The organism is Allobosea sp. GW821-FHT12C12, from assembly GCF_058807355.1.
Genome location: NZ_JBXAQP010000007.1, coordinates 226978 through 243775 on the forward strand (window position 1 = coordinate 226978; position 16798 = coordinate 243775).

The window sequence follows — 16798 nt, forward strand, 5'->3', positions numbered from 1 at the left end:
CCCTGCGACGGTGAACCTGAATTGCGACGAAGTGATTGCGGCGGGCGCCGCGAGCTTGCGTCCCGCCCGATCGCGACGGGGCGACTATCATGGCTGGGCAGGGCGCGATCGAGATCAAGGCGGGTCATGGCGACGAACTCGGCGCGACGACCGATGCCGACGGCGCCAATTTCGCGCTGTTCTCGGCTTATGCCGAACGTGTCGAGCTTTGCCTCTATGACGAGAGCGGGCAGCACGAGACGGCGCGGATCACGCTGCCGGAATACACCGACGAGATCTGGCATGGCTATGTGCCCGGGGTGAAGCCGGGTCAGCGTTACGGATACCGGGTCCATGGCCGCTTCGCGCCGGAGGAAGGCCATCGCTTCAACGCCAACAAGCTGCTGCTCGATCCCTATGCGAAGGACTATGCCGGAGAGATCGCCTGGAACGACGCCCATTACGGCTACGATGTCGGGGCCGGGACGGATCCTGATCTGAGCTTCAGCGAACTCGACAGCGCGCCCTTCACGCCGAAATGCGTGGTCAGCGATCTTCGCGCGGATCGCGCGCGCCCCGCCGGGCCGTCGATACCATGGGACCGGACGATCTTCTACGAGACGCATGTGCGCGGCTTCACCAGGCTGCACAAGGGCGTGCCGGAAGCGATGCGCGGCACGGTCGACGGGCTCGGCGAGAGGCAGATCGTCGACTATATCGGGAGCCTCGGCGTCACCTCGGTCGAGCTCCTGCCGGTGCATGCCTATCTCGACGACCACCACCTCGTCGCGAAGAACCTGACGAACTACTGGGGCTACAACACGATCGGCTTCTTCGCGCCGATGAAGCGCTATCTCGGCTCAGGCGGCCTCGTCTCCTTCCGCGACATGGTGCGCAAGTACCACGATGCCGGCCTCGAGGTCATTCTGGACGTGGTCTACAACCACACCGCCGAGGGCAACGAGATGGGCCCGACGCTCTCCTTCAAGGGCATCGACAACTTTTCCTATTACCGGACGATGCCGGACGAGGCGCGCTTCTACATCAACGACACCGGCACGGGGAACACGGTCAACACCAGCCATCCGCAAGTGCTGCGGATGGTATTGGATTCGCTGCGCTACTGGGTCGAGGTGATGGAGGTCGACGGCTTCCGTTTCGATCTCGGCACCATCCTCGGGCGCGAGCCACACGGCTTCGACCAGCGCGGCGGCTTCTTCGATGCGATGGGGCAGGACCCTGTCCTGCGCAAGGTCAAGCTGATCGGCGAGCCCTGGGACATCGGGCCCGGCGGCTACCAGGTCGGCGGTTTTCCGCCGGGCTGGGCCGAGTGGAACGACAAGTACCGCGACACCGTGCGCGCCTACTGGAAGAGCGAGGAGGGGATCGTGCGCGACCTCGCCGCCCGCGTCACCGGATCGGGCGACGTCTACGACCAGCGTGGGCGCCGCCCCTGGGCCGGCGTCAACTTCATCACCGCCCATGACGGCTTCACGCTGAACGATCTCGTCTCCTACAACGAGAAGCACAACGAGGCCAACGGCGAGGACAACAAGGACGGCCACGGCCACAACCTGTCGTTCAATTTCGGCGTCGAGGGCCCGACCGACGACGAGGGCATCATCACCGCCAGGGAGCGCCAGAAGCGCAACCTGCTGGCGACGCTGCTGCTGTCGCACGGCACGCCGATGATCCTGGCCGGCGACGAGCTGGGCCACTCCAACGACGGCAACAACAACGTCTATTGCCAGGACAACGAACTCGGCTGGATCAAGTGGGACCGCATCACCGAGCGCGACAAGGCGCTGACCGGCTTCGTGCGGCGGGTGACGCAGTTGCGGGCCGAGCACGCGATCTTCCGCCGGGCCGGCTTCCGCGACGGCTGCGTGCTGCGCTGGGTCAATCCCGCCGGCGGCGACCAACAGGAGGAGCACTGGGACGACGAGGGCCTGCGCGCCATCGGACTGCTGCTGCACATGCCGGATGTCGAGGAGGGCGGCGACGAGGCGTTGATTCTTTTCAACGCCTTCGACGGAGACGTTGTCTTCAAGATTCCGGCGCGCGTGAAGGCGGGGTCATGGTCGGTCGTGCTCGACACCGAGACCGGGCCGGGCTCCGACGAGGGCCGCAAGGGGCTGAAGGCGGACAGCGAGATCACGCTCTCGCCGCGGTCGCTGATCGTGCTGATGTGAGGGGTATCGATAGCGAACCTGAAGCCCGTCGGTCATGCTCGCCCTCATGGCGAGCATCCGCGCTGATCATGGGGTTCGACGGCGGAAGACGTGGATGGTCGGGACAAGCCCGACCATGACGGGAGGGGGCACTAACGACGCCATAACGCAACACCGCGCGCCGGCAGGCTCGCCTCGCTGTCGCTGGCCGTCGATAACAGGAGTTTTCGCCAGCCGCCGTCCGGAAACGTAAACGAAGTCGGCTTCTCGCTGCGATTGACCGCGATCAGCAGCTGCTGCGTCTGGTCGGACAGCAGCAGCGCGAAAGCGTCGATCCCGTTCCAGTCGGCTTCGCCTATCGGCGTGCCGTCGACCTTCAGCCAGGCTGCGTCGGGCGGCAGGCCGTCTGCCGCCGCCCGTCCCGTGAGGAAGGCGTTCGAGCGGAGCAGAGGGTGTTCGCGGCGCAGGCGGGACAGCTCCGCCACGAAGCCGATCAGCGCCTCATCCGCACTCTCCCAATCCAGCCAGAACGCTGCGTTATCCTGGCAGTAGGCGTTGTTGTTGCCATGCTGGGTCCGGCCGAATTCGTCGCCCGCGGTCAGCATCGGCACGCCGCGCGAGAGGAAGAGCGTCGCCAGCAGGGCGCGCATGTCGCGGTCGCGGGCGGCCTTCACGGCGGGATCGTCGCTCCCTCCCTCGACGCCGTTGTTCCAGCCGTGGCTGTCGGCGTCGCCGTCGCGGTTGCCCTCGCCATTGGCCTCGTTGTGCCTGGTCGCGTAGCTGACGAGGTCGGCGAGGGTGAAGCCGTCATGGGCGCAGACGAAGTTGACCGAGGCGTTCGGGCCGCGATGGCGGCTCGCGAACAGGTCCGACGAGCCGGCGAGCCGCGTCGCCAGCGCGCCGGCCATGCCGGCGTCGCCGCGCCAGAAGCGGCGGACATCGTCGCGGTAGCGGCCGTTCCATTCGGCGAAGGGTGCTGGGAACTCGCCGAGCCGATAGCCGCCCGGGCCGATGTCCCAGGGCTCGGCGATGAGGATCGCCTGCGACAGGTCGGGATCCTGCAGGATGGCGGCGAAGAGGGCTGCGTCCTGAGAGTAGCCGATGTCGGAGCGACCCATCACCGTGCCGAGATCGAAGCGGAAGCCGGCGACGCCGAGCGCGCGCCAGCGCCTCAGGCTGTCCATCGCCATGCGGACGACGGGGGCGCGGTCGAGCGCCAGCGTATGGCCGCAGCCGGTGTCGTTGACGAGCCGGCCGGGATCGTCGGCCGCATGGCGGTAATAGACCGCGTTGTCGAGCCCGCGCAGGCAGATCGTCGCGCCATGCTCGTCGCTCTCGGCGGTGTGGTTTAAGACGATGTCGAGAATCACGCCGACGCCGGCTTCACGGTAGGCCTCGCAGAGCCGGGCGAGATCGGCGCTCCCGCCTGGGGCTAGGCGCGGATCGAGCGCGAAGAAATTCACCGGGTTGTAGCCCCAGGCATTGGCGAGGCCGAGCGGCGGCAGGTGGCGCTCGTCCATCCAGGCCGCCACCGGCATCAGCTCGACATGGCTGACGCCGAGCCGCTGGAGATGGGCGAGAATCGCCGGCTCTGTCAGCGCCGCGAGCGTGCCGCGCAGGGGCGGCGGCATGTCGGGATGGCGCATCGTGAAGGATTTGACCGCGAGCTCGTAGATGAGGGCGGGGGTCTGTTCGATCCCGGCCCGGTGCGGGACGAGGGCTTCCGTCACGACGCAGGCCGGCACGAGCGCACTGGTGTCTACGCCGCGCTGCGCCAGCCTCACATCCCAGCGGAACGGCCGGTCGACCAGCGTGGCATAAGGGTCGATCAGCAGCTTCGACGCATCGAAGCGGTGACCGCGCTCCGGCTGCCATGCACCGGATGCGCGCAGGCCATAGCGCAGCCCCGCCTTCGCGCCGGGCAGGAAACCGTGATGGATGTCGCCGCTGCGGCAGGGCAGCGGCGCGCGCGCCGTCTCGCGCTCTCCCGCCTCGTCGAGCACACAAAGCTCGATGCGCTCGCCATGGCGCGAGAAGACGGCGAAGGCGACGCCGTCTTCAGCGAGGGTCGCGCCCATCCGCGCGGGGAGCGGGCAGGGCGCGATCCGCCACGGCTTGCCCAAGCGCCTCAGCCCTGAAGCGCGCCGCCGGCCGGCACGCGCCAGATCCGCTGCGCGTATTCGCGGACGGCGCGGTCGGCGCTGAACCAGCCGCAATGGGCCGTGTTGGCGACCGACTTGGTCCACCAGACCGGCTGGTCGGCCCAGAGCGTATCGAGCCGGCGCTGCGCCAGCCGGTAGCTCTCGAAATCGTTCAGAACCATGAACCAGTCATTGGCCCTGAGCGCGTCGACGAGCCCGACATAGCGGTTGCGGTCGCCGGGCGAATAGGCGCCGCCGGCCACGGCATCGAGCACGCCTTCGAGATGAGGACAGGCGTCGATGACGTCGTCGGTCGGGCGGGGGGCGCGCTTGGCGGCCTCGACCTCGGCGGCGCTCATGCCGAAGATCACGATATTGTCGAGGCCGACGCGCTCGCTGATCTCGATATTGGCGCCGTCCATGGTGCCGATGGTCAGGGCGCCGTTCAGCGCGAACTTCATATTGCCGGTGCCGGACGCCTCCATGCCGGCGGTCGAGATCTGCTCGGAGACGTCGGCGGCCGGGATGATGATCTCGGCCGCGCTGACATTGTAGTTCGGCAGGAACACGACCTTGAGCCGGTCGCGCGTGGTGATGTCGTTGTTCACCACGGTCGCGACGTCGTTGATCAGGTTGATGATCGCCTTGGCCATGCCGTAGTTCGAAGCGGCCTTGCCCGCGAAAATCTTCACGCGCGGGGCCCAGTCGCGATAGGGTTCGGAGCGCATCGCGTCATAGAGCGCGATCGTCTCGAGGATGTTGAGGAGCTGGCGCTTGTATTCGTGGATGCGCTTGATCTGGACGTCGAACATCGCGTCTGGATCGATCACCACGCCGGTCTCGTGCTGGACGACCCTGGCGAGCCTCAGCTTGTTGTGGCGGCGTATCGCGGCGAGCTTTCCGTGCAGGGACGCATCGCCGGAATGGGCCGCGAGGCGGTCGATCTGCTCGATATCGTCGGTCAGCCCGTCGCCGCAGATATCGCTCAGCAGTTTCGTCAGGCCGGGATTGGCGCCATAGAGCCAGCGCCGCGGCGTGATCCCGTTGGTGACGTTGGTGATCCGCTTCGGGAAGATCGCGTGGAGCGGCGCGAATACGGTCTTCCGCATCAGGTCGGAATGCAGCGCCGAGACGCCGTTGACGGTGTGCGAACCGACGAAGGCGAGATGGGCCATGCGCACGCGCCGGCCGTGATGCTCGTCGATCAGCGAGATCGCGGCGAGATCGACGTTCTCGCCGCCCGCGGAGCGGCGCACCCCTTCGAGGAAGCGCGCATTGACGCCGAAGATGATCTGCATGTGGCGCGGCAGCAGCCGCTCCATCAACGCGACCGGCCAGGTCTCCAGCGCCTCGGGCAGAAGGGTATGGTTGGTGTAGGAGATGGTGGCGCTGGTCAGTTCCCACGCCCTCTCCCAGGCCATGCCGTGCTGGTCGATCAGCAGCCGCATCAGCTCGGCGACCGCGAGCGCCGGATGGGTGTCGTTGAGCTGGATCGCGACCTTGTCGGGCAGGGTTTCGAGCGTGCCGAACTGGCGATAGTGCCGCCGCACCAGATCCTGCAGCGACGCCGAGGTGAAGAAGAACTCCTGCCGCAGCCGCAACTCCTGCCCGGCCGGGGTCGAATCGTTCGGGTAGAGCACCTTGGAGATCGCCTCGGCGCGGTTGCGCTCGGCGACGGCGCCGACGAGGTCGCCCTGGTTGAAGGCGTCGAGCGAGAGCGGATGCAGCGCCCGCGCCCGCCAGAGCCGCAGGGTCGTCGCGTCGCGGCCGCGCCAGCCGATGATCGGCGTGTCGTAGGCGACGGCGAACACCGTCTCCTCGGGCGCCCAGGCGACCTCGCCCGGCTTGCCGGCCGGGGTCACGCCGCCGCCGAAGCCGATCTGGTAGGCGCTCTCGCGCCGCTCGAACTCCCAGGGATTGCGGAAGGATAGCCAGTCCTCGGGGATCTCGACCTGCCTGCCGCCCTCGATGCGCTGCTTGAACAGGCCGTGATCGTAGCGGATGCCGTAGCCAAGCGCCGGCACGCCGGTCGAGGCCATGGCTTCGAGATAGCAGGCGGCGAGACGGCCGAGACCGCCATTGCCGAGCGCTGCGTCGGGCTCGATCGTCTCGATCGCGGCGAGATCGACGCCAAGATCGGCCATCGCCTGCGCCATCGCGCCGGTCAGGCCTAGATTGTTGAGCGCGTCGGCGAGAGAGCGGCCGATCAGGAATTCGAGCGACAGGTAGTAGACCCGCTTGCGGCCGGTCCTGTAGCTCTCGCCGGTCGAGCGCTGCCATACGTCGACGACATGGTCCCGCGCCGCCAGGATGCCGGCCGTCAGCCAGTCGTGAGGTTGCGCGACCGACGGATTCTTGCCGAGCGAATAGGTCAGCTTCCTGACGATCTCGGCCTTCAACGTCTCGACCAGCATCGCGGAATCGGTGGCGGCGGCAAGCCCGGCCGGCATGGCTGTCTCGTTCAAGCGTCGAGCTCCCGGCTGTTTCGCTGGCAGCGAACATCGGAGTAACGCCGCGCCCTGTCCAGCCGAATTCGCTGCGATGCGGGATGTTTCGGGCCGGCGCTTCCCGACACGAAAAAAGCCGGCGGCAATGTCCTGCCGCCGGCTCGAAAATCCAGACCGCTCAGTTGATCTGGCTGCGGGTTTCCTCGCGCACGTCGCGGCCGAACTCGCGCGCGTTCTTGATCGCCGAATCGGTGACGCCGACCACGCGCGTCCAGGCGTTGCGGGTATAGGCGCCCTGATAAACGACCGAATCGTAGCCGATCGCCAGAACCGCGATGATGAGAAGAAGGCGGAACATCTGTCTCTCCTGTGTCGAACCTGCTGCGATAACGCGATCACGGGATGCCGGTTCCGCAACGTCGCCGGCAAACGACGCGATCGGCGTCACGCCGCGGCGAACGGTCACGACTGGCGGGACTGGCGGGCAACTCCGTCGCGCGCTAGAACAGAGCGGGAACATAAGGATCGCCCGTGGCACAGCCGACCGTGATGGAGAAACTGGAGATCCTCAGCGATGCGGCGAAATACGACGCCTCCTGCGCCTCCAGCAACACGACCAAGCGTGATTCCCTTGGCGGCAAGGGCATCGGTTCGACGACCGGCTCGGGCATCTGCCATTCCTATGCGCCGGACGGGCGCTGCATCTCGCTGCTGAAGATCCTGCTGACGAATTTCTGCAGCTATGACTGCGCCTTCTGCATCAACCGCTCGTCGAGCAATGTCCGGCGCGCGCGCTTCTCGGTCGAAGAGGTCGTCGATCTGACGCTGAACTTCTACAAGCGGAACTACATCGAAGGGCTGTTCCTGTCCTCCGGGATCATCCGTTCGCCGGACTACACCATGGCCGAGATGGTGCGGGTGGCGCAGAGCCTGCGCGAAATCCATCACTTCCGCGGCTACATCCATCTCAAGCTGATCCCGAGCGCCAGTCCCGACCTCGTGGCGCAGGCCGGGCTTCATGCCGACCGCGTCTCGGTCAATGTCGAACTGCCGAGCGAGGTTTCGCTGAAGCGCTTCGCTCCCGAAAAGCAGCCGCGCGACATCCGCGCCACGATGGGCGGGCTGAAGCTCAGGATCGCGGAGGGCAAGGCGGAGCGCGCGATCTCGCGCAAGGCGCCGAGCTTCGCGCCGGCGGGTCAGAGCACCCAGCTCATCGTCGGCGCGGACGGGGCCAGCGACGCCGCGATCCTGCAGCGCAGCGCGCAGCTTTATGGCAGCTTCGGCCTGCGCCGGGTCTACTATTCCGCCTTCAGCCCGATCCCGGATTCGTCCGCGCGACTGCCGCTCTCCGAGCCGCCGCTGATGCGCGAGCACCGGCTCTACCAGGCCGACTGGCTGACGCGCTTCTACGGCTTCGAGGTCGACGAAATCCTCGACGATGCGTCGGGCGGAATGCTCGATCTTACGGTCGATCCCAAGCTCGCCTGGGCGCTGCGCCACCGGGCGCGCTTTCCCGTCGATGTCAACCGGGCCGATCGCGAGTCGCTGCTGCGCGTTCCTGGCCTGGGCACGCGCAGCGTCAAGCGCATCCTGGAAATGCGGCGTTTCCGCTCCTTGCGACTCGACGATGTCGGGCGGTTGGCGCGCTCGCTGACGATCCTGCGCAACTTCATCGTGACGGTGGATTGGCGGCCGGGAAGCCTGCTCGACAGCGAGCGGCTGCGTCAGCATCTCGCGCCTCGGCCGCGGCAACTGGAGTTGCTGTGATGTTCGTCGCGCGGCTTGCCCATCCCGCCGATCTCGAGGGCTGGCGGCGGCAGGCGCGGGCGCTGGCGCGGCGCGGCGTCCTGCCCGGCGATATCGCCTGGATCGTGGGCGACGAGGCGGCGGGGCTGTTCGACGGCGAGGCGGTCGATGAAGCCGCGCCGGTCGCGGGGCCCGAACTCAAAGCGCCGCGCGATTTTGCCGATCTGGCCGGGCAGGTGGCGTGCCATCGCGATCCCGAGCGCTTCGCGCTGCTCTATCGCCTGCTGCTGCGCCTCCAGCAGGAGCCGCATCTGCTCAAGGTCGCGACCGATCCGGATGTCCACCGGGCGGAGGCGATGGCGCGGGCGGTCCGGCGCGACATGCACAAGATGACGGCCTTCGTGCGCTTTCGGGAGGTGCGGGATGCGGACGGAGGCGAGGCCTATGTCGCCTGGTTCGAGCCCGGGCATTTCATCGTCGAGCGTGTCTCGTCCTTCTTCGTCAAGCGCTTCCCGGCGATGCGCTGGTCGATCCTGACGCCGCTGCGCTCGCTGCATTGGGACGGCGCGACGCTGCACCTGGCCGAGGGCGCTACCAAGGCCGATGCGCCGGACGAAGATGCGATGGAGGCCTATTGGCGGACCTATTACGCCAATATCTTCAATCCCGCCCGGCTCAAGATCAAGGCGATGAAGGCCGAGATGCCGGAGAAGTACTGGCGAAACCTGCCCGAGGCCGAACTGATTGCTCCCCTGATCGCCGGCGCGTCCCGGCGCGCGCAGGAGATGGTCGTGACCGCCCCGACCCAGCCGCCCGAGCGGCATCTAAGACAGGCGCGGCGCCAGCCCGTGGCGATGGAAGCGGGAGGCGAGACCCCGCAAAGCTGGGAACAGGCCGCCATGGCCGCCCGTCATTGCAGCCGCTGCGACCTCTGCCGCGACGCGACGCGGACTGTGTTCGGCGAAGGCCCGCTCGATGCGCCGGTAATGTTCGTCGGCGAGCAGCCGGGCGATCAGGAAGACCTCGCGGGCAAGCCCTTCGTCGGTCCGGCGGGGCGGATGTTCGACCGCGCCATGGCGCAGGCCGGGCTCGACCGCTCGCGCGCCTATGTCACCAACGCGGTGAAGCACTTCAAGTTCACGGTCCGCGGCAAGCGCCGCATCCACGAGAAGCCGAACGCCGGGGAGGTCAAGGCCTGCCGGTTCTGGCTGGGACTGGAGCGGGAGTTCGTCAGGCCGAAGCTGATCGTGGCGCTGGGCGCGACCGCATTGGGGTCCCTGTTCGGGAAGACCACATCGCTCTCCTCGATGCGCGACCGGGACGTCATGCTCGACGGCGGCACGCCCGTTCTGGCGACGGTGCACCCCTCCTATCTGCTGCGCCTGCCGGACCCGGATGCGCAGGCCCGCGAAACGGCCCGTTTCATCGCCGATCTGAGGCGGATCGGCGAGGCGACGCCGGAGATGAAGGCGGTTTGAGGCCACGCTCAGTTGCATTTGTCGGATTTGAGCCCTCATCCTGAGGAGCCGCGCCAGCGGCGTCGCGAAGGATGCTCCGGTTGCTTCCGGAACCTTGGGGAGCATCCTTCGCGACGGCCTTCCGGGCCTCCTCGGGATGAGGTTTGAAGGATGGGCATGGTCCAGGATCTGAAGGGGAAGCGGGTTCTGGTGACCGGGGCCTCGTCCGGCCTCGGCGCGCATTTCGTAGCGGTGCTGGCCGGGCAGGGCGCGCATGTCGTCGCCGCCGCGCGCCGGCTGGAGCGGCTCGAGGCGCTGGCGGGCGATTGCGCCACGCTGCCCGGCAAGGTCGTGCCGCTTGCGCTCGACCTCGGCTCCGTCGCCGCGATCGAGGCCGGCCTCACCGAGGCCGGCGCCGCGCTCGGCGGGCTCGACGTGCTGGTCAACAATGCCGGCGTCGCCGAGCCGGAGCGGGCCATGGAGCTGAGCGAGGCGCAGTGGGACGCCCATCTCGACATCAACCTGAAGGGCTGCTTCTTCGCCGCCCGCAGCGCGGCCCGGATCATGGCGACGCAGGAGAGCGGCGGCGCCATCGTCAACATCGCTTCGATCCTGGGCGAGCGCGTCGCGGTCTCGGTCGCGCCCTATGCGGCCGCGAAGGCCGGACTGGTGCAATTGACCAAGGCGCTGGCGCTGGAATGGGCGCGCCACAGGATCAGGGTCAACGCGCTGGCTCCGGGCTACGTCGTCACCGATCTCAATCGCGATTTCTTCGCGACGGAGGCCGGACAGGCTCTGATCAGGCGCATTCCGATGCGTCGGCCCGCCGATCTCGCCGATCTCGACGGGCCGCTGCTGCTGCTCTGCTCCGACGCCTCGCGCTTCATGACCGGCGCGGTCGTGGCGGTCGATGGCGGGCATCTGGTGAGCGGGCTGTAGTCAGGCAGGCAGCAACTCCTTCAGCCTCAGAAGCGAAATCCTCTCGACCTGCGCCAGCGCCGTCTCGAACTCCTGCTCGCGCGAGCTTGCAAGCCGCGCCTCGAAAGCCGCGACGATCTCGTCCTTGCTCAACCCCTTCACGGCGATGACGAAGGGAATGCCGAAACGGGCCTTGTAGGCCTCGTTCAGCGCGGTGAAGCGGACGCGTTCGTCGCTCGAGAGCCGGTCGAGCCCGGCCGAGGCCTGCTCGCTGGCCGATTCCGGCGTCAGTTCGCCGGCGGCGGCGAGCTTGCCCGCGAGATCGGGATGCGCCAGCAGCAGCGTGCGCTTCTCGTCATGGGAACTTGCCTGCATCGCCGCGCTCATCGCGGCGTGGAGGCCCGCGGCGTCGTCATGCTGCGGGCCGAGCCCCGCCTCGAAGGCCTTTGCCGCGACCCAGGGCGAATTCTCCCAGATCCGGCCGAAGACCTCGACGAACAGCGCCTTCGGCAATCGCGAGGGCACATAGCCGCCCTCGGGCGGATGCTGCCTGATCCAGTGGCGGGCGATGTCGAGCCGGGTCGCGACCCAGACCCTGTCATGCGATTGCACATAGTCGAGGAAGCGCGCCAGCGCGGCGGCGCGCCCCGGCCGGCCGACGAGCCGGCAATGCAGCCCGACCGACATCAGCTTCGGCGCGGTCGCGCCCTCGGCGTAGAGCGTGTCGAAACTGTCCTTCAGATAGGCGAGGAACTGGTCGCCGGCATTGAAGCCCTGCGGCGTGGCGAAGCGCATGTCGTTGGCGTCGAGCGTGTAGGGAACGCAGAGCTGCGGGCCGTCGGGGCCGTCGAGCCAGTAGGGCAGGTCGTCGGCATAGCTGTCGGCGGTGTAGAGGAAGCCGCCTTCCGCCATCATCAGCGGCGTCGTGTCCTGCGAGGTGCGGCCCTGGTAGAAGCCGAGCGGGCGCGCGCCGGTCAGGTCCTTCTGGATGCGGATCGCCTCGATGATATCGGCGCGCTCGCGCTCGGCCGGGACGTCGCGATAGTCGATCCATTTGAGCCCGTGGGTCGCGATCTCCCAGCCGGCCTCCCGCATCGAGTCGACGATCTCGGGATAACGCTGGAGCGCGCTCGCAACTGCGAAGACCGTGACCGGCATCCTGCGCTGCGTGAACATCCGCCAGAGCCGCCAGTAGCCGGCGCGCGAGCCGTATTCGTAGATCGACTCCATGTTCATGTGGCGCTGGCCGGGCCAGGCCGCCGCGCCGACGATCTCGGAGAGGAAGGCTTCCGAGGCCGCGTCGCCATGCAGGACGTTGTTCTCGCCGCCCTCCTCGTAATTGATCACGAACTGCACGGCTATGCGGGCCTCGCCCGGCCAGTGCGGGTGCGGCGCGTCGCGGCCATAGCCTCTGAGGTCGCGGGGGTAGGCTTCGGCGCTCATGACGCTTCAGCTGCCGCGATAGGTCGAATAGCTCCAGGGCGTGGCCAGGAGCGGGACGTGATAGTGCCCCTCGGGATCGGCGACGCCGAACCGGATCGGCACGACGTCGAGGAAGGTGGGATCGTCCAGGACCAGGCCGAGCCCGCGGAAATAGGCCCCGATCGAGAAGGAGAGCTCGTAGGTGCCGGCGACCAGCGCCTCGCCGGCGAGCAGCGGCGCATCGGTGCGGCCGTCGAGATTGGTCATCGCCTGCGCGACGCGCCAGCGGCCGCCCTCGGGCGTCAGCCGGTCCAGCGCGATCATGACGCCGGGCGCGGGCCGGCCATGGACCGTGTCGAGCACATGCGTCGAGAGGCGTCCCATCGCTGCGAGTTCCCTGTCAGAAGGATGCGCCCGCCCGGAACGGAGCTTGCCTTCCCGAAAAGGCCAACTCTAGTCTGGACGCAGCCATGAGAGTTCCATCCCGGATTCGTCCCTGTCAATCGCCGCGGCCCGCCCGCCATGTTTGACTATGCGATGGAATGGGGCGGCATGCTGTTGCGCTGGCTGCACGTGGTCACCGCGATCGCATGGATCGGGGCGTCGTTCTTCTTCATCCATCTCGACGCCTCGCTGAAAGGCGATCTCACGCTCCCGGCGGGCGACGGGGCTGAGCCCGACCAGTATGTCGCCTGGCAGGTCCATGGCGGCGGCTTCTACGAGATGCGGAAATATCTCGTCGCGCCGGACCGCCTGCCCGAGCATCTGACCTGGCACAAATGGCAGGCCTACTGGACCTGGATCTCGGGCTTCTTCCTGCTGGTCTGGGTCTATTACGCGCAGTCGGAGCTCTATCTGATCGATCCGGCGGTGATGGCGCTGTCGCCCGTCGCGGCCGGCGCGATCGGCATCGCCGCGCTGGTCTTCGGCTGGCTGTTCTACGATTGGCTCTGCAGGTCGCCGCTGGGGCGCAACGATGTCGTGCTCGGCGTGCTCGGCTTCGGCTATGTCGTCGCCGCGAGCTGGGCCTTCGCCAGCGTGTTCTCCGGGCGGGGCGCGCTGATCCATACCGGCGCGCTGATGGCGACGATCATGACCGCCAACGTGTTCTTCAACATCATGCCGGGCCAGCGCAGGGTCATCGCCGCGCTGATGGCGGGCGAGAAGCCCGACCCGAAATACGGCCGCGCCGCCAAGCAGCGCTCGATGCACAACAACTACATCACCCTGCCGGTGCTGTTCCTGATGCTGTCGAACCACTATCCGGTGACCTACGCCAATTCGGCGGTCATCCCGCTGCTCGTGGCGCTTGTCATCGTCGCCGGCGCGCTGATCCGGCACTTCTACAATGTCCGCCATGCCGACCATGCGAAATCGCCCTGGTGGACCTGGGCCGTGGCGATCGTGGCGCTCTGGCTCGCCTTCTGGGTCGCGATGGCGTCCTCGCCCGGCGGCCGCGAGCGGCTGGGCCTCGCAGCCGGTCCCGATCCCGCGCCGCTTCTGCTGGCGGGGCCCGGGCTGCCGCCAGACGAGGTCGCCGACATCGTCACCGGGCGCTGCGCTATGTGCCATGCGCCGCAGCCGTCCTGGCCGGGCATCGGCATCGCGCCGAAGGGCGTGCTGCTGCACGAGCCCGCCTTCATCGCGAGGCAGGCGCGGGCGATTCGCGCACAAGCGGTGACGACCCATGCGATGCCGCCCAACAACCTCTCGGGCATGACGCCGCAGGAGCGGCGCGCCGTCGCGGCCTGGCTCGCGAATCTGCGCTGAATTATCCATATCGGCGCGCCAATCCTTTGCGTGCGGCGCAAAATCCAAACGGAAGCCGCAGGCTCATTCAGTCTTGGTTCACCTGCGAACCGTCATCGTCCCTCCCACTGACAGGGTGGAGGCTGGTTCCCAATCGGGTTCCGTCCAAGCCTGAGGGGACCGGGGGGTCCGCTTGAACGCGCTTTTGCAGAGGGGCGTCAGCTACAGGCTGGCGGCCGTGGCCTTTATCTGTGTCTGGGCGGTGCTGTGCTGGCCCTGGCTTTCGGGCGCGGTGACGATTCCGTTCGACGCCAAGGCGCATTTCCAGGCGCAGATCCAGTTCCTGGCGCAGGCGCTGAACTCGGGCCAGTCGCCGTTCTGGACCCCTAACGTCTTCGGCGGCTCGCCCCAGATCGCCGATCCGCAATCGCTGATCTTCTCGCCGGCGATCATCCTGGCGCTGCTCTCGCCCTCGCCGAGCTTCCAGATGGTCGACGCCTATGTGCTGGCGCATCTGCTGGCGGGAGGGCTCGCTGTGCTGATGTTTTTCCGCGACCGCGGCTGGCACCCGGCCGGCGGGCTGATGGCGGCGCTGGTCTTCGCCTTCGGCGCGTCCTCGATGTGGCGCGTCCAGCATGTCGGGCAGATCGCGAGCCTCGCCTTCTTCGCCATCGCCTTGTGGCTCACGGCGCGGATGCTGCGGCGTAATTCGCTCATGGCCGGCGCGCTCGCCGGTCTCGCGGCCGGATTGATGGTGCTGGAGCCCGACCAGGTCGCCCTGCTCGGGGCCTATGTGCTGGTCGGCCTCGTGCTGGCGCACTGTCTTGCGGGCGGCTGGCTGGCCGTCCGCGCAAGCCTCGCGCCCACCGCCATGGCCAGCCTCATTGGCGGCGTCACGATCGCGCTGCCGCTGCTCTGGACCTGGCTCTTCGCCGAGGCTACGACCCGTCCGGCGGTCGATCTCGTCGAGGCGGGACGTGGTTCGCTGCACCCGGCCTCGCTGCTGACGGCTTTCATCGCGGACCTGTTCGGCGCCCGCGATCCGGCGGTCGAGTTCTGGGGGCCTTACAGCGATTCCTGGAACGCGAAGGAACTGTTCCTGTCGCAGAACATGGGGCAGGTCTATCTCGGCGCGCTGCCGCTGATGCTGCTGATCGCGCCCGGCCTGACGCGCGGCTGGCTCTGGGACAGGGCGATACGGCCGCTCTCGCTGCTGTTCCTGCTCATGGTGCTGTTTTCGCTCGGACGTTACACGCCGTTCTTCCATCTGGCCTATGAATACTTGCCCGGCGTGAAGGCCTTTCGCCGTCCGGCCGACGCGACCTTCCTGATCGGCGCGCTCGGCGCGGTCCTCTCCGGCTATGTGCTGCATCGTCTGCTGACCGCGTCGGATCTCGGTTCGTTGCGGCGCGATCTCGCGATCCTGGGTGGCGTGCTCGCGCTGCTGCTCGCGCTCGCGCTCGTCGTGTCCGGCAAGGCCGGGCGTCTCGCCGAGGCGTGGAAGCCGTCCCTGATCGCGATGGCGTGGTTTGCCGCCGGAGCCATGGTCATGGCGGTGCTGCTGCGCTGGCGGCATGGGCTGGGGCCGCTCGCGGCCGCCGTGCTGGTTACCGGCATGGTCGCGGCCGATCTCGGGCTGAACAACGGCCCCAACGAATCGACCGCGCTTTCGCCCGAGATCTACGACGTGCTCCGACCCGAGACGAAGAACGAGACCGTCGCCGTGCTGAAGCGCCTCGTCGCGCAGCCGGCGGGCTCGGCCCGCCGAGATCGGATCGAACTGCTCGGCATGGGCTTCGAATGGCCCAATGCCGGACTCGTGCACGGTTTCGACAATACGCTCGGCTACAACCCGCTGCGACTGGCCGATTTTTCCGAGGCCGTCGGCACGCGCGACACCATCGCCGAGCCCGGCCAGCGCAAGTTCACCCCGCTGTTCCCGTCCTATCGCAGCAAGCTCGCCGACCTGCTCGGGCTGCGTTACATCGCGACGCCGGTGCCGATCGAGCAGGTCGACTTCAAGCTGCGCAATGGCGATCTCAGGCTCGTCGCCCGCACCAGGGACGGCTATGTCTACGAGAACCCGCGCGCCCTGCCGCGCGCGCTATTCGTCCCCGGCTGGCAGATCGCCGATTTCGACGTGATGAAGGCGAGCGGGCGCTGGCCCAATGTCGATCCGACGCAAACCGTGCTGCTGGAAAACGAGCCGGCGGAAGTGAGGCCGAAGCGCGCTGCCGTCACGGCGACGCCGGTCGAGGTGAGGCTCACACGCTACGAGAACACCGAAGTGGAGATCGACGTGGTCGCGGCGCAGGCCGGCTTCGTCGTGCTCAACGACATCTGGCATCCATGGTGGCGCGCCACGGTCGACGGCGTCGAGACAGAGATCCTGAAGGCGAACGTGCTGTTCCGCGCGGTTCAGGTGCCGGCCGGCGCGCGCAAGGTCCGCTTCAGCTTCAGGCCCGTCGAGGGCGCGCTGGCCGAAATCCGCGAGCGGGTCGCGCCGGAGCCGTTCAAGGAGGATGCGCCGGTCGCGCCGACCGGCCCGGCCATCGCGATCGGCCCGGCCGCCCTGCCGCAAGCGGCCCTGACGGCGCCATCGGAGTCGCTGCGCGCGGCGCTGCGTCTCGGGCCTGCCCCGGCGGCTGCGTCCCGCACGCTGATGTCGCTGACACAGGCCTACTGACGGGTCTGCCCGTCGCGGTCGGTCACGCGCACATGCATCACGCCACGCCGAGCTTTTTCTGGAGGGCTGTCGATGATGTGGT

General features: G+C 67.9%; 11 protein-coding genes. 6 read left to right on the forward strand and 5 right to left on the reverse strand.

Translation table 11 applies throughout. The features are described 5' to 3' along the window. Positions 1 to 89 precede the first annotated feature (89 nt). A complete protein-coding gene (glgX, locus tag AC1RRW_RS12710) occupies positions 90 to 2171 on the forward strand; it encodes a glycogen debranching protein GlgX (RefSeq protein WP_492901130.1) in 2082 nt (693 codons plus the stop codon). A 131-nt stretch (positions 2172 to 2302) separates the two neighbouring features. Here the strand turns inward: glgX (AC1RRW_RS12710) and glgX (AC1RRW_RS12715) are convergent, their stop codons facing one another. The 3 genes from glgX (AC1RRW_RS12715) to AC1RRW_RS12725 all read right to left on the reverse strand — a co-directional run bounded on the left by glgX (AC1RRW_RS12715) (position 2303) and on the right by AC1RRW_RS12725 (position 7096). Next, the gene (gene glgX, locus AC1RRW_RS12715) at positions 2303 to 4228 is read right to left on the reverse strand and encodes a glycogen debranching protein GlgX (RefSeq protein WP_492901144.1); all 1926 of its coding nucleotides are present in this window, start codon (positions 4226 to 4228) and stop codon (positions 2303 to 2305) included. A 50-nt stretch (positions 4229 to 4278) separates the two neighbouring features. Further along, positions 4279 to 6741 (reverse strand): glycogen/starch/alpha-glucan phosphorylase, encoded by a 2463-nt coding sequence (locus AC1RRW_RS12720; RefSeq protein ID WP_492901145.1) that lies wholly within the window; start codon positions 6739 to 6741, stop codon positions 4279 to 4281. A 175-nt stretch (positions 6742 to 6916) separates the two neighbouring features. Beyond that, positions 6917 to 7096 carry a hypothetical protein gene (locus AC1RRW_RS12725; RefSeq protein WP_492901131.1) on the reverse strand — a complete coding sequence of 60 codons (180 nt, stop codon included), beginning with the start codon at positions 7094 to 7096 and terminating at the stop codon, positions 6917 to 6919. A 191-nt stretch (positions 7097 to 7287) separates the two neighbouring features. Here AC1RRW_RS12725 and AC1RRW_RS12730 point away from each other — a divergent pair, with 191 nt between their 5' ends. From AC1RRW_RS12730 to AC1RRW_RS12740, 3 genes are all read left to right on the forward strand, one after another. Continuing rightward, complete coding sequence (locus AC1RRW_RS12730) at positions 7288 to 8505, forward strand: putative DNA modification/repair radical SAM protein (protein ID WP_492901146.1); 1218 nt, start codon at positions 7288 to 7290, stop codon at positions 8503 to 8505. After that, positions 8505 to 9962: a UdgX family uracil-DNA binding protein gene (locus AC1RRW_RS12735; protein ID WP_492901132.1), complete on the forward strand. Its 1458-nt coding sequence runs from the start codon at positions 8505 to 8507 to the stop codon at positions 9960 to 9962. The genes AC1RRW_RS12730 and AC1RRW_RS12735 overlap by 1 nt, the downstream gene beginning before the upstream one ends. 156 nt (positions 9963 to 10118) lie before the next feature. Beyond that, positions 10119 to 10880 (forward strand): SDR family NAD(P)-dependent oxidoreductase, encoded by a 762-nt coding sequence (locus tag AC1RRW_RS12740; RefSeq protein ID WP_492901133.1) that lies wholly within the window; start codon positions 10119 to 10121, stop codon positions 10878 to 10880. Here the strand turns inward: AC1RRW_RS12740 and puuE are convergent, their stop codons facing one another. Continuing rightward, positions 10881 to 12302, reverse strand: a complete 1422-nt coding sequence (puuE, locus tag AC1RRW_RS12745; RefSeq protein WP_492901134.1) for an allantoinase PuuE — start codon at positions 12300 to 12302, stop codon at positions 10881 to 10883. A gap of 6 nt (positions 12303 to 12308) precedes the next feature. Beyond that, entirely contained in the window at positions 12309 to 12665 is a 357-nt protein-coding gene (gene uraH, locus AC1RRW_RS12750; RefSeq protein ID WP_492901135.1) for a hydroxyisourate hydrolase, read from the reverse strand. 138 nt (positions 12666 to 12803) lie between these two features. Here uraH and AC1RRW_RS12755 point away from each other — a divergent pair, with 138 nt between their 5' ends. Continuing rightward, positions 12804 to 14051 carry a urate hydroxylase PuuD gene (locus AC1RRW_RS12755; RefSeq protein WP_492901136.1) on the forward strand — a complete coding sequence of 416 codons (1248 nt, stop codon included), beginning with the start codon at positions 12804 to 12806 and terminating at the stop codon, positions 14049 to 14051. A gap of 217 nt (positions 14052 to 14268) precedes the next feature. Next, on the forward strand, positions 14269 to 16716 hold the full coding sequence (locus AC1RRW_RS12760; protein WP_492901137.1) for a hypothetical protein: 2448 nt from the start codon (positions 14269 to 14271) through the stop codon (positions 16714 to 16716). Positions 16717 to 16798: the final 82 nt, after the last annotated feature.